The sequence below is a fragment of the Pseudomonas syringae genome, from assembly GCF_001698815.1.
GTDB classification, from domain to species: domain Bacteria; phylum Pseudomonadota; class Gammaproteobacteria; order Pseudomonadales; family Pseudomonadaceae; genus Aquipseudomonas; species Aquipseudomonas syringae_A.
This window is the reverse complement of the sequence record NZ_LGSI01000043.1, coordinates 54,352-74,394: the sequence shown is the minus strand read 5'-3', so window position 1 is coordinate 74,394 and position 20,043 is coordinate 54,352. Positions and strand designations below refer to the sequence as shown.

Annotated in this window: 16 protein-coding genes; 10 read left to right on the top strand and 6 right to left on the bottom strand. The window is 60.8% G+C overall.

Going from position 1 to position 20,043, the window contains the following annotated elements; genetic code table 11:
- Positions 1–48: 48 nt before the first annotated feature.
- Entirely contained in the window at positions 49–1,149 is a 1,101-nt protein-coding gene (gene ribD / locus AFK24_RS13405) for a bifunctional diaminohydroxyphosphoribosylaminopyrimidine deaminase/5-amino-6-(5-phosphoribosylamino)uracil reductase RibD (protein ID WP_065833748.1), read from the bottom strand.
- A 41-nt stretch (positions 1,150–1,190) separates the two neighbouring features.
- The gene (gene nrdR / locus AFK24_RS13400; RefSeq protein ID WP_065833665.1) at positions 1,191–1,655 is read right to left on the bottom strand and encodes a transcriptional regulator NrdR; all 465 of its coding nucleotides are present in this window, start codon (positions 1,653–1,655) and stop codon (positions 1,191–1,193) included.
- A gap of 204 nt (positions 1,656–1,859) precedes the next feature.
- On the opposite strand from nrdR, the gene AFK24_RS13395 reads away from it, so the two are divergent.
- Both AFK24_RS13395 and trxA read left to right on the top strand, forming a co-directional pair.
- Entirely contained in the window at positions 1,860–2,312 is a 453-nt protein-coding gene (locus AFK24_RS13395) for a YbaY family lipoprotein (RefSeq protein ID WP_065833664.1), read from the top strand.
- A gap of 249 nt (positions 2,313–2,561) precedes the next feature.
- Positions 2,562–3,434, top strand: a complete 873-nt coding sequence (gene trxA, locus AFK24_RS13390; RefSeq protein ID WP_065833663.1) for a thioredoxin — start codon at positions 2,562–2,564, stop codon at positions 3,432–3,434.
- 23 nt (positions 3,435–3,457) lie between these two features.
- Here trxA and AFK24_RS13385 read toward each other — a convergent pair whose 3' ends face one another.
- Positions 3,458–3,799, bottom strand: a complete 342-nt coding sequence (locus AFK24_RS13385) for a hypothetical protein (RefSeq protein WP_065833747.1) — start codon at positions 3,797–3,799, stop codon at positions 3,458–3,460.
- Between the two features lie 449 nt (positions 3,800–4,248).
- On the opposite strand from AFK24_RS13385, the gene AFK24_RS13380 reads away from it, so the two are divergent.
- From AFK24_RS13380 to AFK24_RS13355, 6 genes are all read left to right on the top strand, one after another.
- Positions 4,249–4,452 (top strand): hypothetical protein, encoded by a 204-nt coding sequence (locus tag AFK24_RS13380; RefSeq protein WP_065833662.1) that lies wholly within the window; start codon positions 4,249–4,251, stop codon positions 4,450–4,452.
- Between the two features lie 167 nt (positions 4,453–4,619).
- Positions 4,620–5,198, top strand: a complete 579-nt coding sequence (locus AFK24_RS13375; protein WP_065833661.1) for a DUF2796 domain-containing protein — start codon at positions 4,620–4,622, stop codon at positions 5,196–5,198.
- Positions 5,199–5,271: 73 nt separating this feature from the next.
- A complete protein-coding gene (locus AFK24_RS13370; protein WP_065833660.1) occupies positions 5,272–5,982 on the top strand; it encodes an ABC transporter ATP-binding protein in 711 nt (236 codons plus the stop codon).
- A 1-nt stretch (position 5,983) separates the two neighbouring features.
- Positions 5,984–7,249, top strand: coding sequence for an ABC transporter permease (locus AFK24_RS13365; protein WP_065833659.1), 1,266 nt, complete (start codon positions 5,984–5,986; stop codon positions 7,247–7,249).
- 11 nt (positions 7,250–7,260) lie between these two features.
- Positions 7,261–7,782: a DUF3299 domain-containing protein gene (locus AFK24_RS13360; protein WP_065833658.1), complete on the top strand. Its 522-nt coding sequence runs from the start codon at positions 7,261–7,263 to the stop codon at positions 7,780–7,782.
- Positions 7,783–7,897: 115 nt separating this feature from the next.
- Positions 7,898–8,584: an OmpW/AlkL family protein gene (locus AFK24_RS13355; protein ID WP_065833657.1), complete on the top strand. Its 687-nt coding sequence runs from the start codon at positions 7,898–7,900 to the stop codon at positions 8,582–8,584.
- Between the two features lie 81 nt (positions 8,585–8,665).
- Here AFK24_RS13355 and AFK24_RS13350 read toward each other — a convergent pair whose 3' ends face one another.
- Positions 8,666–9,595: an NAD-dependent epimerase/dehydratase family protein gene (locus AFK24_RS13350; protein WP_065833656.1), complete on the bottom strand. Its 930-nt coding sequence runs from the start codon at positions 9,593–9,595 to the stop codon at positions 8,666–8,668.
- Positions 9,588–10,472 (bottom strand): sugar nucleotide-binding protein, encoded by an 885-nt coding sequence (locus tag AFK24_RS13345; protein ID WP_065833655.1) that lies wholly within the window; start codon positions 10,470–10,472, stop codon positions 9,588–9,590. Before AFK24_RS13345 ends, AFK24_RS13350 begins: the two co-directional genes overlap by 8 nt.
- A gap of 297 nt (positions 10,473–10,769) precedes the next feature.
- On the opposite strand from AFK24_RS13345, the gene AFK24_RS13340 reads away from it, so the two are divergent.
- Entirely contained in the window at positions 10,770–15,095 is a 4,326-nt protein-coding gene (locus AFK24_RS13340) for an Lhr family helicase (protein ID WP_065833654.1), read from the top strand.
- 132 nt (positions 15,096–15,227) lie between these two features.
- On the opposite strand, the gene AFK24_RS13335 is transcribed toward AFK24_RS13340, so the two are convergent.
- Complete coding sequence (locus AFK24_RS13335) at positions 15,228–17,417, bottom strand: mechanosensitive ion channel family protein (protein WP_065833746.1); 2,190 nt, start codon at positions 17,415–17,417, stop codon at positions 15,228–15,230.
- A 196-nt stretch (positions 17,418–17,613) separates the two neighbouring features.
- Between AFK24_RS13335 and AFK24_RS13330 the strand changes: the two genes are divergently transcribed.
- The gene (locus AFK24_RS13330) at positions 17,614–19,965 is read left to right on the top strand and encodes an FdhF/YdeP family oxidoreductase (protein ID WP_065833653.1); all 2,352 of its coding nucleotides are present in this window, start codon (positions 17,614–17,616) and stop codon (positions 19,963–19,965) included.
- The last annotated feature ends 78 nt before the right edge of the window (positions 19,966–20,043 follow it).

The following is a 20,043-nucleotide window of genomic DNA, read 5'->3' as shown; positions in this document are numbered from 1 at the left end:
GGGGTCCTCCAGGAGACCAAAGCCTGCGCGCTGAGCGAAAGGCCGAAATTATACGCCCGCTAACGGCGTAGGTATTGCGATGACTCGCCAGTCCCTACCAACTGCGCGCATTTCAAGGATATTCAGCTCCAGCGCTTCACTCATCTGCGCCAGCGGCAGGTCGAGCAGCGGCCGGGCCGAAGAGCCGAGAAACTTGCCCGCGATAAATATCTGAAACTCATCCACCAGCCCGAGACGCGTGAACGCCCCGGCCAGACGCGGACCGGCTTCGATCAACACATCATTGGCGCCACGGGCGGCCAGTTCGACCAGTAATCTGCGCAAATCAACGTGCCCATCGGCACCCGCCAGCGCCAGCATGTCATGGCCTTCGTCGTGATAACGCTCCCGGGCCGACGCTGCGGCGCAGGTCGCGACCAACGCATGATCGGCCTGAAAGAACGGCGCGCTCAACGGCACGCGCAAGCGGCCATCGATCAATACGCGCAGCGGCGGACGGGTCATCGCCAAGGCGGTCAATTCGGCATTCAGGCCCAGCTCATCGGGGCGCACGGTCAAGCGTGCGTTGTCAGCCAAAACCGTGTCCGCGCCGGTCAGCACCACACTCGATTGCGCGCGCAAACGCTGCACAGCCGAACGTGCTTGCGGGCCTGTAATCCACTGGCTCTCGCCGCTGGCCATGGCCGTGCGACCATCGAGACTCATGGCCATTTTGACCCGCACGTAAGGCAGGCCTTTTTCCATGCGCTTCAAAAAGCCTTTGTTCAGTGCCCGGGCTTCGCTTTCCAGCACACCGCTCTGCACCGCAATCCCGGCGCCCATCAAGCGCAGCAGGCCGCGACCGGCGACATCGGGATTGGGGTCTTGCATGGCCGCAACGACCCGCGCGACACCGGCATTGACCAGCGCGTCGGCACACGGCGGCGTGCGCCCATGATGACTGCACGGTTCGAGGGTGACGTAAGCGGTCGCGCCTCGGGCCTTGTCGCCCGCATGCAGCAACGCGTGGACCTCAGCATGAGGTTCGCCCGCCCGGGCGTGCCAGCCTTCGCCGACAACCTGTCCGTCGCGCACGACCACGCAGCCGACCCGTGGGTTGGGATGCGTGGAATAGATGCCTTTGCGCGCCAGTTCCAGCGCGCGGGCCATGTAATGGGTGTCCAGAGCGTTTTGCTCAGTCAACGGGGCGCTCACTCTTTAACCGGCTCGCGAGCCAGGCGGTCGATTTCTTCGCGAAACTCGTTGAGATCCTGAAAACGTTTATAAACCGACGCGAAGCGGATATACGCCACTTCGTCCAGCTTCTGCAATTCCGCCATGACCAGCTCGCCGACCACCAGGGATTTGACTTCGCGCTCGCCCGTCGCACGCAGCTTGTGCTTGATGTGGACCAGCGCGGCTTCCAGGCGCTCGACGCTGACCGGGCGCTTTTCAAGGGCCCGCTGCATTCCGGCGCGCAGTTTTTCATCGTCGAACGGCTGACGGCTGCCGTCTTGCTTGATCAGGCGCGGCAACACCAGTTCGGCGGTCTCGAAAGTCGTGAAGCGCTCACCGCAAGCCAGGCATTCGCGACGGCGACGTACCTGTTCGCCTTCAGCAACAAGGCGTGAGTCGATGACTTTGGTGTCGTTGGCACCGCAGAAGGGACAGTGCATGGTCGCAGGCAACAAAAATAGGAAGGGCCGCCATGGTAGCGCATCCCGCAGGCAAGACAAGTCTTGGCCATTGCGGTATATAGACGCGCAGCGCACGCAACGTTCGGTAATACTGCCTGCAGTGCGACACTTTTAACCTCCCGTCAGCGATGAATGAACGGTTCCCATGGCCGTCCTTCATATAAGTATTTGTTGGAGCTGTTCATGACGCTACGACCGTTTGTCTTGCTCGGCCTCGTCGGGCTGCTTGCTGCGTGCAGCAGTAATGATGCCGCCAAACCGGCCCCGGCCAAGGCTGTGACCGCACCTGTCAGCAAAGCCCCGGCTGGCCCGGAACCGCTGCTGCCGTATCAGCGCGAACTCAGCGGCCAATTGCTGGGCGTGCCCGCTGGCGCCGAAGTCGAACTGGCGTTGCTGGTCATCGACAATCAGGGTCGCCCGCAAAAGCTGCTAACCAGCACCAAGCTGGCGGGCAACAACCAGTCGCTGCCGTTTCAGCTGCGTTTCAATCCCGAGGCTTTTCCAGCCGGGGCGCGGGTCGAACTGCGCGGGCGGGCGAGCAAATCCGGGCAGTTGATCCTGCACCTGCCGTCGGTGCAGATTCAGCAACCGACGACTCAAGCGCTGGGTCAGCTGAAATTCGAGCCGGCGCCGTGATACCACAGCCTCTGGGGCCTTTTCACATAACCATTTGAATTTGAACACATCCCGTAGGACCGGCTTTAGCCGGGAGGAGGCCGGTACATTCGCAGCATTTGCGTCGTCAGGCCTTCCGCCCTCCCGGCTGAAGCCGGTCCTACGGATCGCAATAAGCGACACAGTCGCTACCGCGAATTTTCACACCGCTTTGCGCAATCCCACGCGCCCTTTATAGTTGGCGGCATTCAGATTCCCCCGAGACTCGCAATGAACCAGGAAACCTCCTACATCTTCGACGCCACTGATGCGACCTTCCAACAGTTGGTCATAGACAAGTCGTTCGACCAACCCGTGTTGGTGGACTTCTGGGCTGAGTGGTGTGCACCGTGCAAGGTGCTGATGCCGCTGCTGGCAAAAATCACCGAGGAATACCAAGGCGAGTTGCTGCTGGCCAAGGTCGACTGCGACGCCGAGCAGGACATCGTCGCGCGCTTCGGTATCCGCAGCCTGCCCACCGTGGTGTTGTTCAAGGACGGTCAGCCCATCGACGGTTTTACCGGCGCGCAGCCTGAATCGGAGATTCGCAAGATTCTCGATCAGCACGTGGTCATGCCCGCACCCGTTGTGGCGGATCCACTGAAACTGGCTCAGGAAATGTTCGCCGAAAGTCATTTCGCCGAAGCCGAGGCCGCGCTGCAACAGTTGCTGACCGAAGACAACACCAACGCCGCTGCGCTGATTCTGTACGCGCGCTGCCTGGCTGAGCGCGGTGAACTGGGCGAAGCCCGTGCGGTACTGGATGCCGTCAGCGGTGACGAACATAAAGCAGAGCTGGCCGGTGCCCGTGCGCAGCTGACGTTCCTGGCCGAAGCCAAAGCCTTACCGGACGCCGCCGACCTCAAGGCCCGGATCGCGCAAAACCCGCAGGACGACGAAGCCGTGTATCAACTGGCGATTCAGCAACTGGCCCGCCAGCAATACGAAGCCGCGCTGGACGGTCTGCTGAAGCTGTTCATCCGCAACCGCAACTATGCCGAAGGCCTGCCACACAAGACGTTGCTGCAAGTGTTCGACCTGCTGGGCAACGATCACCCGCTGGTCACCGCTTACCGCCGCAAGCTGTTCGCTGCGTTGTACTAATCCTTCCTGCTAGCCCTTCCAGCTTATCCCTTCCAAATATAGAGCGGCGCATCCTGGCCGCTCTCGACCTTGACCTGCGCATTGTGACGCAAGCGCACCAGCAAGCGTTTGCCCGCCGCCGTGCTGCCGGTCAGTCCTTCCAGTTGATCGAGTAACTCCGGCCCGTTCATCTGCCCTGCCTTGCGCAGCAGATCCTGAGCGATCTGCCACAGCGCATCGTCCTGAGTCACCGGCTTGCTGTCAGCCACCGTCGCTTCGGGCTTGACGGCCTTGAGCTGCGCGCCCAACTGCGCCCAATCGCCTTCGTCCAGCTCCAGGGTCAAATCCACCGGCCAATCGCCGACGGTTCCGCGTATACGCAACATGGAGGTTTCCTCGTTTTTTTTGCCGGGGGACATGCTCGCATAGATTCTTTGCTTGCTTGATGGATCTTCATTGCCTGAACCACCGCCTTCGCGAGCAAGCTCGCTCCCACAAGTAGAATGCATTTCATGGTGGGAGCGAGCTTGCTCGCGAAGAGGCCGTTCCATCCGCTGACATTTCCTACGCGATGAATCGCTGTTGTTACCTCGTGGATCACTTCTCACATCGGTAATGTTCGCCGGTCGTTGCAGCAGCAGCGGACGGGTATCGCAGCCTGATTTGACACACCACGTAGCAGCGCCATTCAAAGCTATATGACGGCTGTACGTATGGACACCTGAAGGTGTGCCGGGATTGGTGTGCTCGGTCTGCGAACCTGCGTACAGCTGTCACCCATTCGTTTCGCGGCGTTGGGGAGCAGTTTCTGGATGAAACGAATATGGAGCTTCACATGAAATCCAAAAAACACCTGCAGCAAAACCAGTCCTCCCTCGACTGCCTCCACGAAGCCAAACGCCAAGGCTTCGCCTACCTCACTCCCGATGAACATCGCCTCATCGAAACCCTGCGCTGGACCAGCCATTGCGGCCGCGACCTCATCTATACGCTGGCCAAAGACCTGCGCCAGACTCGACCGTGGGATCACCGCATTTAACCGTTGGAGCGAGGCTTGCCCGCGAAGAGGCCGGCACATCCACTGCACATCCTACGCCTGACCTGACGCCTTCGCGGGCAAGCCTCGCTCCTACGGGGTTACTCGGCGACATAATTGTTATAAGATCACATAACGATTTTATCCAAATGTGTCCCGGAGACTGTTTTATGCGCCGTCTGCTGCTTGCTCTGCCGTTCGCCCTGCTGCCGCTCGCCATCGCTCAGGCGGCTGATGAGCATGATCACGATCATGAACATGGCAGCCTCGGCGCGCATGAACACGGCGTGGGTCGACTGGACGTGGCGCTGGAAGGTCAGAAGCTGGAGTTCGAACTGGACAGCCCGGCGATGAACATCGTCGGTTTCGAGCATGAAGCCACCAGCGCCGAAGACAAGGCCAAGGTCGCCGCCGCCCGCGAAGTGTTGCTCAAGCCCAACGCGCTGTTCAGCATGCCGGAAGCGGCGCAGTGTTCGGTGACCTCCTTGAAGCTGGAAAGCCCGCTGTTCGGCGACAAGCCCGATGCCGACGATCATGACGACGCCAAGGCCGGGGAACATCACGAGCACAGCGAGATTCATGGCAACTACACCTTCGTCTGCAAGGTGCCAGCCGTGCTGAAAACACTCGATCTGTCGCAGATCTTCAAGTCATTCCCGGCCACACAAAAACTTCAGGTGCAGCTGATTTCGCCAAAAGGCCAATCCGGCGCCGAAGTGCGTCCAAGCAACCCGAAACTGAAATTCTGATTCGGCTATTGTGGCCAACCGACCGGGCTTGCCCGGTCGCTTGTTTTTACCAAGCCAGTCCAAGAAGCAGGCTATGACCCAAGCACTTATTGAATTGTCCGACCTCGGTTTCAGCTGGCCGGGACATGCGCCGTTACTGGACATCCCGGCGTTCCGCCTGGAGCCGGGCGAAACGCTGTTCCTCAAAGGCCCCAGCGGCAGCGGTAAGACCACCCTGCTCGGCCTGCTCGGCGGCGTGCAGACACCCAATCGCGGCAGCATTCGCTTGCTGGGTCAGGAACTGACGCAGTTGTCGGCCAGCGCCCGCGACCGGTTTCGGGTCGATCACACCGGCTATATCTTCCAGCAGTTCAACCTGTTGCCGTTTCTGTCGGTGCGCGAGAACGTCGAGCTGCCATGCCACTTCTCCAATGTCCGCGCACAGCGGGCGATTCAGCGCCACGGCAGCGTGACCAAAGCCACCGTTACACTGCTGGCGCATCTGGGTTTGAAAGATCCGCAAATGCTCGGCCGTCGCGCCGACTCGCTGTCCATCGGCCAGCAACAACGGGTCGCAGCTGCGCGGGCCTTGATCGGTCAGCCGGAACTGGTGATCGCTGACGAGCCCACTTCCGCACTGGATGCCGACGCCCGGGAAGCCTTCATTAAATTGCTGTTCGCCGAATGCCGTGATGCGGGCGCCAGCCTGTTGTTCGTCAGCCATGACCAAAGCCTTGCACCGCTGTTCGACCGCGCGCTGTCGTTGTCCGAACTCAATCGCGCCGCCGTCGCCGCAGAGGTTTGAGATGTATCTGTTTCGTCTAGCCATGGCCAGTCTGGCTAACCGTCGCTTTACCGCTTTTCTCACCGCGTTCGCGATTGCCTTGTCGGTATGTCTGTTGCTGGCCGTCGAGCGAGTGCGCACCGAAGCCCGCGCCAGTTTCGCCAGTACCATCAGCGGCACCGACCTGATCGTCGGCGCCCGCTCCGGCTCGGTCAATTTGCTGTTGTATTCAGTGTTCCGCATCGGCAACGCCACCAATAACATCCGCTGGGACAGCTTTGAGCACTTCGCCCAGAGCAAACAGGTGAAGTGGGCGATTCCGATTTCCCTGGGTGATTCCCATCGCGGTTATCGGGTGATGGGCACCAACGAAAGCTATTTCGAGCACTACCAGTTCGGCCGCCAGCAACATCTGGAACTGGCCGAAGGCCGCGCCTTCGCCACCGATCCATTCGAAGTGGTGCTCGGCGCCGAAGTGGCCGACGCACTGAAGTACAAGCTCGGCGACAAGCTGGTGCTGGCCCACGGCGTTGCGGCGATCAGCCTGGTCAAGCACGACGACAAGCCGTTCACTGTGGTCGGCATTCTCAAGCGCACCGGCACGCCAGTGGATCGCACCTTGCACATCAGCCTGGGCGGCATGGAAGCGATTCATATCGATTGGCAAAACGGCGTACCTGCCCACGGCGCCGGGCGTATTTCCGCCGATCAAGCGCGCAACATGGACCTCACGCCGCAGGCAATTACCGCGTTCATGCTTGGCCTGAACAGTAAGATCGCGACGTTCAGCGTGCAGCGCGAGATCAATGAGTTTCGCGGCGAGCCGATGCTGGCGATCCTGCCCGGCGTGGCGTTGCAGGAACTGTGGAGCCTGATGGGTACCGCCGAAAAAGCCTTGTTCGTGATTTCGCTGTTCGTGGTGCTGACCGGCTTGATTGGCATGCTCACGGCGATTCTCACCAGCCTCAATGAACGGCGCCGGGAGATGGCGATCTTGCGTTCGGTGGGCGCACGCCCCTGGCATATCGCCAGTCTGCTGGTGCTGGAAGCGTTCGTCCTGGCGCTGGCTGGCGTGGTCAGCGGCGTGGTGCTGTTGTATATCGGCATTGCTGCTGCGCAAGGTTATGTGCAAGCCAACTACGGGTTGTTTTTGCCGCTGTCGTTGCCCAGCGAATATGAATGGACGCTGCTCGGCGGTATTCTGGCCGCCGCGTTGCTGATGGGTGCTGTACCCGCGTGGCGCGCCTATCGGCAGTCTTTGGCCGATGGCCTGTCGATCCGTTTATGAGGACGTTGACCATGCGCCGTCTGCTGCTCGCGCTTTTTTTACTGGTTGCGACGCCGTTATGGGCGACCGAAACCCGAGTGCTGACCTGGGAAGAAATGATCCCGCCTGACGCGCCGAAAATCACCCCGATTACGGCACCGATCCATGACTTGTCGAAGCTGTCCGATGCGCTGTCGGTGGAGTCAGCGCCAGCCGCGCATCAAGTGGCGCCACACGCGCCGGTGGTCAAGGCGCTCAACGGGCAACGGGTGCGATTGCCGGGTTATATCGTGCCGCTGGAAGTCAGCGAAGAAGGTCGCGTGATCGAGTTCCTGTTGGTCCCGTACTTCGGCGCGTGCATTCATGTGCCGCCACCGCCCTCGAACCAGATCGTGCACGTCACCAGCGAACTGGGCGTGAAGGTTGACGAGCTGTACCAGCCGTACTGGATCGAAGGGCCGATGCAGGTCAAGGCGTCCACCAGCGAGCTGGCCGATGCCGGTTATCAAATGGAGGCCGACCAGATTCTGGTCTATGAGTTGCCGGACTCCTGAGGGGTGAGCGCTGAGAGTGAAGGCTTCATCGCGTTTTATTGAGCTGTGTCAAAGCCGCGTTCCAGACGCGACGTAACATTGCACACAGACAACTCGAACCGCCTTTGGAGCCCCCATGAACAAGTCTTTGCTCAACGCGTCCCTCATAGCGCTCGCACTCAGTGCCCCGCTCGTAGCCCAGGCTCACGAAGCAGGCGATATCATTGTCCGTGCCGGCGTTGCGCACGTTGAGCCAAACGAAGACAGCGGCGAGGTGAAACTCGATGGCACGAAAGTGTCCGGCACCAAAGCGACCCTGGATGGCGATAATCAGCTGGGTCTGACGTTCGCTTACATGCTGACCCCGCACATTGGCCTTGAGCTGTTGGCGGCATCGCCGTTCAACCACACCGTTTCGGTCAAGGGCCTTGGCCCGGGCCTGGATGGCAAACTGGCAGACGTCAAACAGCTGCCACCGACGTTGTCGCTGCAGTACTACCCAATGGAACCGTCGTCGAAGTTCCAGCCGTACGCCGGTGTCGGTATCAACTACACCACGTTCTTCGATACTGACCTGACTGGCACCCGTAAAAGCGAAGGCTTCAGCAACCTCAAGCTGAAGGATTCGGTCGGTCTGGCGGCTCAAGTCGGCATGGACTACATGCTGACCGACAGAGTCATGCTCAACGCCTCGGTCTGGTACGTGGACATCGACACCGACGCCAGCGTAGACGGCCCGTCTGCCCTGAGCGTCGGCAAGACCAAAGTCAGTGTCGACATCGATCCATGGGTTTACATGGTCGGCGTTGGTTACAAATTCTGATACCCGACGGGGAAAATCAGAGACAAAAAAAAGCACCTTCACGGTGCTTTTTTTATGCCTCGAATCTGTCCCTACAACGAATCAACGCCCCAGCAGTTTTGCCAGGCCGACGGTCAACGGGGTTGGCTCATCCAGGATAAAACGCGTCAACAACCGCTGATTGTTTGCCCGAGAATGCTTGATGTCTCCGGAACGTGGGTCTTTGTAGGTGATTTCAGGCAGCTGGCCAACGACATCGGACAAGGCACCCAGCAACTGATTGAGCGAGGTTGTCTTGTTCAGGCCGACGTTGAATGCGCCTTCTTCGGGCTGCGGCATTTCCAGCGCCTGGGTCAGCAGCTTGACCAGATCGCCTACGTAGAAAAAGTCGCGGGTCTGTTCGCCATCGCCAAACACGGCAATGGGCAGGCCTTTTTCGGCACGCTCGGCAAAAATACTGATCACGCCCGAGTAAGGCGACGATGGGTCCTGGCGCGGGCCGAAGATATTGAAGAAGCGGAAAATCAGCGGTTCCAGGCCGTGTTGGCGGCGATAGAAATCCAGGTAGTGCTCGCTGGAAAGCTTGTCCGACGCGTAAGGCGTCAACGGAGACTTCGGCGTGTCTTCGCTGATCGCCTGACCTTCGCCATTGTTACCGTAAATCGCCGCGCTGGATGCGAACACCACACGTTTGATGCCTGCCTGACGCATGGCTTCGCAAACATTCAGGGTGCCTATGAAATTGCTCTGGTGAGTGCGAACCGGGTCATCCACGGAGGCCTGAACCGACGCGACCGCCGCCAGATGCGCCACGGCCTGACACCCTTCAGCGGCGCGAGCCACCAATGCCGCATCGGCGACATCGCCTTCGATCAGTTCGACACGCGGATTATCCAGGGGCAGATTGCTGCGCTTGCCGGTGGAAAGGTCATCGAGAATGCGTACGCGGTAGCCTTTGGCAAGCAGCGCATCGGTGAGGTGAGAGCCAATAAAACCGGCACCGCCGGTGATCAGAATAGGGGCTTCAGACATGTCGGTAGTAGCGGTCCAGTAAGCTTGGCAACCCGGCACGCCACGCGCGCGGCTTGATGCCAAAGGTATGAAGGATTTTTTTGCAGGCCAGCACGCCGTGTTGCGGTTCTTCTGCGGCGTCCGGCCGCGCGGCGTGAGCCTGGGCGGTGGGCGCCTCGATGGCCAGCGGATGCAACGGGCTGGCTTCGGTGATGATTGCCTGCCCGAGCGCCAGTGGCGTGGTCGCCTCGTGGCCGGCGTAATGGTAAGTGCCCCACAACGGCGCTTCGCAATCGAGCTGCTTGAGCACGGCAATAATCACCCGCGCGGCGTCATCGACAGGCGTTGGATTGCCGCGTCGATCGTCGGCCAGGAGCAGTTCCTCGGGGGATTGGGCCCGGGTCAGGAAGCGACCCAGCACACCGTCGGCGCTGTCATCGAGCAACCAGCCAAAACGCAGCAGCACATGTTGCGGGCAGGTGGCGCGCACGCTTTGTTCGATACGCCACAGCGCCTGACCGCGCAGGCCCAGCGGCACCGGCTCGTCTTTTTCGCTGTAGGCAGTCGCGCGCGAGCCATCGAAAACCCGATAGCTCGAAGGCTGAAACAGGACGATGTTGTGGTGCTGGCACAGCTCGGCGAGACGCTCCACGGAGCGTTCCTGGCTGGACAGTCGCAGCTCGCTAACCGTTTCGGCCTGAAACCAGTCGAAGTAGTAAGCAAGGTTGATCAAGGCATCGGGACGGGTGTCATCGAGCAGTTGCGTCAGGCTTGCCGCATCCCAGCCGTCTTGCGGCGGACGCGGCGCGAGGAAACCAATGTCTTCCTCGGCACCCAGACGAATCAGCGCCTGCCCGAGGGCATTCCCGCCGCCCAACAGCATAAGGCGCATTCGCATAGAGTCAGCAGGCTCGGTATCAAATTCAATGAAATATTATGTGTTAAAACGCCTGCAAACATATCACGTTGCCGCTTAACCCCCAACCGTTTGGGGGTGTGGGATTTTTCCGGGTTTTTAAGGCAATTGCCCGTGCCCCATTGGTCCCGTTGGAGCGAAGCTTGCCCGCGAAGAACGATTACGCGGTGGATCCGTTCTACCGAGGTGCCTGGTTCGCGGGCAAGCCTCGCTCCAACGGGGTTCGCGCCCGATCAGAGGCGCTTGCAAGTTGCTACCCACACCCTCATTAATTGCCTCATGAATCTTCCGCATATCCCCGATCCCGCACTTGATGGTTTTCATCCGGCGGTCAGCGCCTGGTTTCGCAGCACGTTCCCGGCGGTTACTCCCGCTCAGGCCCAGGCGTGGCCATTGATCAAGGCGCGGCGTTCGACGCTGATCGCCGCGCCCACCGGCTCGGGTAAAACCCTGACCGCCTTTCTGGCGGTGCTCGACGATCTGGTGCATCACGGCCTGAAAAACGGCGGCGAACTGCCGCAGCAGACCTTTGTGGTGTATGTGTCGCCGCTCAAGGCGCTGTCCAACGACATCCAGATCAACCTGCAAAATCCGCTGGCGGGCATCACCGCACAACTGGCGCGGATGGGCTTGCCGCCGCTGCGCATCAGAACTGCGGTGCGCACCGGGGATACGCCGCAGAAAGACCGCGCCAGCATGCGCAAAAATGCCCCGCACATTCTGGTGACCACGCCGGAATCGCTGTACGTGCTGCTCGGCTCGGATTCCGGGAGAAGCATGCTCGCCGGCACTCGAACCGTGATCGTCGATGAGATCCACGCCATCGCCGCCAGCAAACGCGGCAGCCATCTGGCGTTGAGCCTTGAGCGGCTGCAAGCCTTATGCAGCGTGCCGTTGTTGCGTATCGGCTTGTCGGCGACGCAAAAACCCATCGAGTTGGTGTCGCGGTTTCTGGTGGGTGCCGATCCGCTCAAACGCCCGTGCGCCATCGTCGACATCGGCCATGCGCGGCCACGGGATCTGGGCATTGAAGTGCCGCCCGTGGCGCTGGGTCCGGTGATGGCCAACGACGTCTGGGAATTGGTTTACGACCGCCTGGCGATGCTGGCCAGGGAACACCGCACCACGCTGATTTTTGTGAATACCCGGCGCATGGCCGAACGCATGGCCCGGCACTTGAGTGAGCGCCTCGGCAAAGAAGCGGTGGCCGCCCATCACGGCAGCCTCGCCAAGGAACAGCGTCTGGATGCCGAGCAACGCCTCAAGCGCGGCGACCTGCAAGTCTTGATCGCTACCGCGTCACTGGAATTGGGGATCGACATTGGCGACGTGGATCTGGTCTGCCAGATTGCCTCGCCGCGCTCCATCTCGGCATTTTTGCAGCGCGTCGGCCGCTCCGGGCATCACGTCGGCGGCACGCCCAAAGGCCGTTTGTTTGCCACCTCCAGAGATGACCTGATCGAATGCGCCGCGCTGCTGGACTGCGTGCGCCGGGGCGAGCTGGACATTTTGCAGATCCCTAAAGCGCCACTGGACGTGCTGGCGCAGCAAATCGTCGCCGAAGTGAGCTGTCAGGAATGGCAGGAGCAAGCGCTGCTGGACATGTTTCGCCAGGCCTCGCCCTATGCGGAACTGGACGCCGAGCACTATCAGGCGCTGTTGAGCATGCTGGCCGAGGGTTACAGCGGTCGGCAGGGCGTGCGCAGCGCTTATATTCATCGCGACGCGTTGACCCGCACCTTGCGCGGCCGGCGTGGCAGCAAGCTGACGGCAGTCACCAGCGGCGGAACGATCCCGGACAACGCCGACTACAGCGTGATCCTCGAACCCCAGGCGCTGAACATCGGCACGGTCAACGAAGACTTCGCCGTGGAAAGCATCGCCGGGGATATTTTCCAGCTGGGCAACACTTCGTATCGCATTCTGCGCGTGGAAAGCGGCCGGGTGCGCGTCGAGGATGCTCATGGGCAGCCGCCGACCATCCCCTTCTGGCTCGGTGAAGCGCCAGGGCGTAGCGATGAATTGTCACTGGCCGTTGCGCGTCTGCAAGGGCAGATCGACGCACTGCTCGGCGCCCACCCCGGCGACCTGCAGCCGTGCATCGACTGGCTGATCGACATTCTCGGCCTGAATCTGGCCAGCGCCGAACAACTGGTGGATTACCTGGCGCGGACCCGTTCGGTGTTGAGCGCACTGCCGTCTCAGGACACGCTGATCATGGAGCGCTTCTTCGACGAGTCCGGCGGCACGCAGCTGATCATTCATACGCCGTTCGGCAGCCGCATCAATCGCGCCTGGGGCCTGGCGCTGCGCAAGCGCTTTTGCCGCACGTTCAATTTCGAGCTGCAAGCGGCGGCCAGCGAAGATGCCATCGTGCTGTCGCTGTCCACCAGCCACAGTTTTGAACTGGATGAAGTCTGGAAGTATCTGCACGCCAACAGCGCCGAACATTTGCTGATACAAGCGGTGCTGGATGCGCCGCTGTTTGGCGTGCGCTGGCGCTGGAATGCGGGCACCGCGCTGGCTTTGCCGCGCTACACCGGCGGGCGCAAAGTCGCGCCGCAACTGCAACGGATGAAAAGCGAAGACCTGATCGCCACGGTTTTCCCGGATCAGATCGCCTGCCTGGAAAATCTGGTGGGCGAACGCGACGTCCCGGATCATCCGCTGATCGAGCAAACCCTCGACGATTGCCTGCACGAGGCCATGGACGCCGAAGGCTGGCTGGCGCTGTTGCGGCGCATGGAAGGCGGGCAGATTCGCCTGATTGCCCGGGACTTGCCGGCGCCCTCGCCGCTTGCCGCAGAAATCCTCAATGCGCGACCTTATACGTTTCTCGACGATGCGCCGCTGGAGGAACGCCGCACGCAAGCAGTGCTCAACCGACGCTGGAGCGATCCGCAATCCTCGGACGACCTCGGCGCGCTGGATGCCGAAGCCATCACGGCGGTCGGCGAAGAAGCCTGGCCACAGCCGCAAAATAGCGACGAGATGCACGAAGCGTTGATGAGCCTCGCTTGCGTGAGCGGCGCCGAAGCGCGGGCGCAGCCGTTGTGGCTGCAATGGCTGGAAAAACTCGCGCGCTCAGGCCGCGTTACACGTTTGCAAGTCAGCGCAGATCAAGCGCTTTGGTTGCCGGTGGAACGCTTGACCTGCTTGCGAGCTATTTATCCACAGGCTGAAATGCACCCGCAGCTGAGCGCCCTGCCCGGTTTCGATCAGGACTGGGAACGCGACGAGGCGATTGTTGAGGTGGTGCGTGCCCGTTTGAGCGGCTTCGGCCCATTGCCGGTGGCCGAAATTTCCAAGCCCTTGGCCTTGAGCGCCAGCAGCGTGGCTCAGGCATTGGCGCGTCTGGAAAACGAAGGTTATGTGTTGCGTGGTCGCTTCAGCCCTGGCGCGGGCACCGATCAATGGTGCGAGCGCCATCTGCTGGCGCGCATTCATCGTTACACCGTCAAACGCCTGCGCCGGGAAATCGAGCCGGTGTCGTTGCAGGACTTCATGCGTTTTCTGTTCGACTGGCAGCACTTGTCCACCGCGACCCGCAGCCAGGGCCAGGCCGCGTTGCCGGAGGTCATCGCTCAGCTCGAAGGTTTCAGTAGCGCAGCGGGTGCGTGGGACAGCGACTTGCTGCCCGCGCGGCTCAAGGACTTTTCCCCCGGCTGGCTGGATGAGATTTGTCGCTCCGGCAAAGTGGTCTGGACGCGGATCGCCAACAACAGCAAAACCGGAGGCTCGGCGTTGCGCAGCACGCCGATTGTGTTGCTGCCGCGCAGTCAGGTGAGTCTTTGGAGCGGATTGACCGAGCAATCGGCCGTGGCGGACTTGTCCCTGAAAGCGCAAAAAGTGCACGCCGCATTGGCCAGCCATGGCGCGATGTTCTTCGATGAGCTGGTGACCGAAGCGCATCTGCTGCGCGCCGAACTGGAAATCGCCTTGCAGGAATTGGTCGCGGCTGGGTTGGTCAATGCCGATAGTTTCGCCGGGCTGCGTGCGTTGATTACGCCCGCCAGCAAACGCTCGGCGCATACCAGTCGGCGCAACCGTGGCGCGTTTATCGGCGGCATGGACGACGCCGGGCGGTGGGCGCTGCTCAGGCGCGCTGCGGCCGAACCCGCAATCGTCGACAACAAACGGCCGCAGGCGACCGATCCGGAAATACTCGAGCACATTGCGCTGACCTTGCTGCGCCGTTATGGCGTGGTGTTCTGGCGTTTGCTGGAGCGTGAAGCCGATTGGCTGCCGAGCTGGCGTGAACTGCTGCGCACCTTCCATCGCCTGGAAGCGCGCGGCGAGATACGCGGCGGGCGCTTTGTCAGCGGCCTGGCGGGCGAGCAATTTGCCTTGCCGGAAGCGATCCCCGTGCTGCGTGAAATCCGCAAACGGCCGCTGGATGGCAGCCTGATCAGCTTGAGCGGGGTTGATCCGTTGAACCTGTTGGGCACCTTATTGCCCGGCCAGAAAGTGCCCGCACTGGTGGGCAATCGCCTGGTCTACCGCGACGGCATTCCTGCCGCTGCGATCATTGCGGGCAAACCGGTTTACTGGCTGGAACTAGAGGGTGAAAGCATGGGGAAGATTCGCGAGCGGTTGTTGCGTTAATGGCCTGGCCAACAAATCAGGGGCTCTGTTGGAGCGAGGCTTGCCCGCCAAGGCTATGTTTACGGTCATTGGAGGTCGCGAATCTACCGACCTCTTCGCGGGCAAGCCTCGCTCCAACGGATCCGACTATGGCTACACCGCCGGACTCTCCGACCCATCCCGATTCACCACATTAGGCTTGGCTGGCGCTGGCTGCGTTTCGCCGTCAACCGCCAACGCCGGTGGAGCGCCGGGAATCGGGCTGATCACAGTCTGTGGATAAGTCTGCGCAAAGCGGACGTCGGTGGCTTTATCCACAAGCTTTTTCAAGCGCTCGTTGAAAGCCCGGCCCACGCCGTATTGCCCACCGGAAACCGTGCGGAATTGCGCGGTCAACACCACACCGTTGAGGTCCATGCGGTCCACGCCGAACACTTCCAGCGGGCCTTGCAGATTGCCTTTGAGCAAAATGTCATCACTGATCGACTGCCCGGTTTCGCGGATCAATGACAGCGCGCTGTCGATGTCGCTGTCGTAAGTGAACTGCACCGAGAAGAACGCATAGGCGAACTGCCGCGACTGGTTGGTGACGGCTTTGATCTGGCCGAACGGCACCGAATGCACGAACCCTTTGCCATCACGCAGACGCACGGTGCGAATGGTCAGGCTTTCGACAGTGCCGGAATGCCCGGTGGACAGCACCACCCAATCGCCGACGGAGAAGGTGTCTTCGATGATGATGAACAGGCCGGTAATTACGTCCTGCACCAACTGCTGGGAACCAAAACCAATGGCCAGACCGACGACCCCTGCACCCGCCAGCAATGGCGCGACGTTGATGCCCAGATTGGCCATGGTGGTGATCGCGCAAATCACCACCAGGACGATTTTTATCGCGTTGCGCAGCAGCGGCAGAATGGTTTTGATGCGCGTGCTGGGCTGCCGCGACGAACGATGATTGATCGGGGTTTTCAGCGCTTCCTGAATCGCCGTGTCGAGCACCACCCACAGCAGCCAGGTGACCAACAGAATCAAACCAATGCTGCTCAGCGAATCACTGATAACCCGGCCCAGGGTATTGCGCTGCGCAAACTCGAACAGCGAAAAACCCCAGATGCGCCCCAGTATTTCGATAAAGCTGATGGCGAGCACGATACGCGCCACCGCATGCAGAAGGCTGAGCAAGCGCTCTTTATAGACATGCCCGCTGCGCTCCGGCGCTATTGCCGGTTTGAACAGATGTTGGAAAACGGTACTGAGGAACACCGTGGCAATCAGCAACACGGTGGTGAACAACGCACAGCGCAGGGCTTTCTGGCTGTCTTCACCAGCGCCGATCAGATTCACCGCCGACACCAGAATCATCAGCAGAATTGGCAGATACCACAGGTTGGAAAACACCTTGAGCGACTCTTGCAACGCTGGCTGCTTCAAGCGGCTGTGCAGGGAACGGTTGCGGATCAGATGCGCAATCGGGCGCCGGACCTTGATCACCAGAACGCAGAACACCACCGACGCCACCAGCCCGGTAAACACCGCGACGCTGGTGGTGACGTTGTTGCCGAACTGGCGGGCGATCTGCGGACTGGTCAGTGCGTCGCTCAAGGCGGCCATGAAACCGACGACGAACAAGGGGCGCGGGCTGTAGCGCCGGATCATGCGTACCGCCGCACGCTTGTGGTCGAAATCGAACATGACGATCACGCACAGCAGCACCGAGGTCGAAACAATGCCGCTGCTAGTCGAATACGCGAAGCAAAGCGCAAGGGCGCGGCCGACAGAAGCGTCCAGGAAATGGCTGACATACAGCGTCAGCGGCAAGCAGATGATCGCGGGCAACGTGTAGGGCAAGACGTAACCCAACAAGGCCTGGCTGCGCTGACGAACCGCGAGGAATGGCCGCCGGTTGAGACGAATCGCAAGGAAACTGCCCAGCGTGGTGAGGATTGCAAAGGCGCCAATCCACACCACCGAAAGCATCAGGAAATCGCCAGCAACACCCCACTGTGAACGCGAGCTCGGTTTGCTGACCAGCTTGTCCAGTTCGTTGGCCGCGCGATCGGCACGCAGTCGCCAGGAGTCGAGCAGATGGCCATCAAGATCGAGTTTGTCCTGCACCTCGTCGATGCTTGAACTGATGGCGCCCAGCAAACCGCCCTGGACCAGGATTTCCGGCGCGGCGGGCGCTTCTTCGGCGGGTGCCTCAGAGTCTGCGGCGGGTGCGGGAGCGGCGGCGGGAGCGGCGGCGGGAGCGGCGGCGGCAAGCGCGTCGGCGGCTTGAAGATTGAAGTTGCCGGCGCATAAAAGAACGCAGAGCACGATGAAGGACTTGAGATTCGGCAAAACGCTGTTCACTCCTCTGTTTATCAACTGCCGCTAGAACTGATTCGTTTTTGCCCGGCAAGTTCGGTTTTGCGCCCGCTGCCGGACCGATGAACCGCTGGTGAACCTGCACCGAACCTTTACCCGAAGCCCTGCGTCACAGCTGGATATGGCGGCGCCAGCCGTCATGTTCCCGTAGTCCGGAGGAAATGTTTCGATGCTCATCCACCCCAAGGCACATTACCGACCTTACACCTCTGCTGCAGGTGGTTGGGATTCGGCCAAGTCCGTGATGCAGATTCTCTGGCGCGAGCAAGCGCTGGCCAAAGGCTCTCTTGCACTGTTCAAACAGAACAAGCCGGGCGGCTTTGCCTGCGTCAGCTGTGCCTGGGCCAAGCCTGGCAAGCCGCATCACCTGGAATTCTGCGAGAACGGCGCGAAGGCCACGGCGTGGGAACTGACCTCCCTCAAGACCAGCCCGGACTTTTTCGCCCGGCATTCGGTCACCGAGCTGCTGCAATGGCCCGACTATGATCTTGAACAACACGGCCGGCTGACCCATCCGTTGCGCTATGACCCGCAAACCGATCATTACCGGGAAACCAGCTGGGAAGAAGCCTACCGCGAGATCGGTGCCCAGTTGCGCGCAATCGAACCGGACAGCGTGGCGTTTTATGCATCAGGTCGCGCCTCGCTGGAGGCGTCGTTCATGTACCAGCTATTCGCCCGGGCTTACGGCACCAACAACCTGCCGGACAGCTCGAACATGTGCCACGAAAGCACGTCGGTGGGTTTGCAGGAAAGCATCGGTGTGCCGGTCGGCACAGTGACCCTTGATGATTTCGAGCTGACCGACTGCATCTTTTTCTTCGGCCAGAACGTCGGCAGCAACAGCCCGCGCATGCTGCATCCGTTGCAGGAGGCACGCAAACGCAATGTACCGATCATCACCTTTAACCCAATCCGTGAGCGCGGGCTGGAGCGCTTCGTCAATCCGCAATCACCCAAGGAAATGCTCGGCCCGGACTCGACCGTGGTCAGCACTCAGTACCATCAGGTGGCAATCGGTGGCGACCTGGCTGCGGTAACCGGCATTGCCAAGGCGCTGTTGGAAATGGACATGGCGGCGCTGGTCAAAGGTGAACCGGCGATCATCGATCTGCCGTTCATTGCCGAACATACCCAGGGCTTCGCCAGCTTTGTCGCCATGTCTCGCTCATGTGCCTGGGAAACCCTCGAGCAACGTTCCGGCCTGAGCCGTGGCGCCATGGAAGCCGCCGCGACGGTTTACGCCCGCAGCGAACGGGTGATGATCATCTACGGCATGGGCATGACCCAACATCGCCACGGCGTCGAAAACGTGCAGATGCTGGTCAATCTATTGCTGCTGCGCGGCAATATCGGCAAACCCGGCGCGGGAATTTGCCCGGTGCGCGGCCATTCCAACGTGCAAGGGCAACGCACCGTGGGCATCACTGAAGATCCGGCGAAAGTCCCGGTGGATAAAATCGAGGCGTTGTTCGGTTTTCATGTCCCCGCCAAGAAAGGCCGCGCAACGGTGGAGACCTGCGAAGGCATTCTTGACGGCAGCATGCAGGGTTTTATCGGCCTGGGCGGTAACTTCCTGCGGGCGATCCCGGATACGTCGCGCATGGAACCCGCCTGGAAAAACCTGCAAGTGAGCGTGCAGATTGCGACCAAGCTCAATCGCACGCATCTGGTTACGGCGAAAAATACCTGGCTGCTGCCGTGTCTGGGCCGCATTGAAATCGACCGGCAAAACGGTCACGAACAAAGCTACAGCACTGAAGACAGCACCGGTTACATCCATGGCTGGAAAGGCCAGAGCGAACCGGTCAGCGAACATTTGCGCGCGGAAGTGGCGATTATTGCCGGGCTGGCGGAGACAACCCTGTCGGGCATCGAGCACATCGACTGGGATGCATGGCGCAGCGATTACTCGAAAATCCGCGAAGCCATCGGCCAGGTGTATCCGGAAATCTTCCATGACATGAACACGCGCATGTGGGAGCCCGGCGGCTTTCATCGACCATTGCCTGCGGCGCATCGGCAATGGAAAACCGAGAGTGAGCGTGCGCAGTTCATCACGCCGACGATGCTTGGCGAAGACGACGATGTGGAGCTTGCGCCGGAGCGACGCGAGGTTTTGCAATTGATGACGATCCGCAGCAACGACCAATTCAACACCACGATCTACGGCTACGACGATCGCTTTCGCGGGGTCAGTGGGACGCGCGCGGTGATTTTCATGAACCGTAACGACATCGTCCGCCTGGGTTTCGCCCCCGGTGGCTGGGTGCTGTTGACCACGGCGGTCGAGCCGGAAACGAAACGGCAAGTCGGGCCGATGCAGATCATTGCCTATGACATACCAGAAGGATGCAGCGCGGCGTACTACCCGGAATGCAACCCGCTGGTGCCGCTCTGGCATTACGCGCAGCGCAGCAAAGTGCCAGCCGCCAAGTCGATCCCGATCACCCTGAGCCACGCCGCGCCCGGCCCGCGTGAACAACAACAGGCAGTGCCGGAGGCGGATCAGGTGGTTTGAAACGGCACGCCAAAATTCCTATGGGAGCGAACTTGTTCGCGAAGAGGCCGGAACTGGCTTCAACTCTCTCGCTGATTA

Bases quoted from the DNA above. Each gene is read 5' to 3' on its own strand.
- AFK24_RS13370 (WP_065833660.1), top strand. From the start codon at position 5,272: ATGACCCAAGCACTTATTGAATTGTCCGACCTCGGTTTCAGCTGGCCG.
- AFK24_RS13385 (WP_065833747.1), bottom strand. From the start codon at position 3,799: ATGTTGCGTATACGCGGAACCGTCGGCGATTGGCCGGTGGATTTGACC.
- trxA (WP_065833663.1), top strand. From the start codon at position 2,562: ATGAACCAGGAAACCTCCTACATCTTCGACGCCACTGATGCGACCTTC.
- ribD (WP_065833748.1), bottom strand. From the start codon at position 1,149: ATGGCCCGCGCGCTGGAACTGGCGCGCAAAGGCATCTATTCCACGCAT.
- AFK24_RS13395 (WP_065833664.1), top strand. From the start codon at position 1,860: ATGACGCTACGACCGTTTGTCTTGCTCGGCCTCGTCGGGCTGCTTGCT.
- AFK24_RS13330 (WP_065833653.1), top strand. From the start codon at position 17,614: ATGCTCATCCACCCCAAGGCACATTACCGACCTTACACCTCTGCTGCA.
- AFK24_RS13360 (WP_065833658.1), top strand. From the start codon at position 7,261: ATGCGCCGTCTGCTGCTCGCGCTTTTTTTACTGGTTGCGACGCCGTTA.
- AFK24_RS13380 (WP_065833662.1), top strand. From the start codon at position 4,249: ATGAAATCCAAAAAACACCTGCAGCAAAACCAGTCCTCCCTCGACTGC.
- AFK24_RS13350 (WP_065833656.1), bottom strand. From the start codon at position 9,595: ATGTCTGAAGCCCCTATTCTGATCACCGGCGGTGCCGGTTTTATTGGC.
- AFK24_RS13340 (WP_065833654.1), top strand. From the start codon at position 10,770: ATGAATCTTCCGCATATCCCCGATCCCGCACTTGATGGTTTTCATCCG.
- AFK24_RS13375 (WP_065833661.1), top strand. From the start codon at position 4,620: ATGCGCCGTCTGCTGCTTGCTCTGCCGTTCGCCCTGCTGCCGCTCGCC.
- AFK24_RS13345 (WP_065833655.1), bottom strand. From the start codon at position 10,472: ATGCGAATGCGCCTTATGCTGTTGGGCGGCGGGAATGCCCTCGGGCAG.
- AFK24_RS13365 (WP_065833659.1), top strand. From the start codon at position 5,984: ATGTATCTGTTTCGTCTAGCCATGGCCAGTCTGGCTAACCGTCGCTTT.
- AFK24_RS13355 (WP_065833657.1), top strand. From the start codon at position 7,898: ATGAACAAGTCTTTGCTCAACGCGTCCCTCATAGCGCTCGCACTCAGT.
- nrdR (WP_065833665.1), bottom strand. From the start codon at position 1,655: ATGCACTGTCCCTTCTGCGGTGCCAACGACACCAAAGTCATCGACTCA.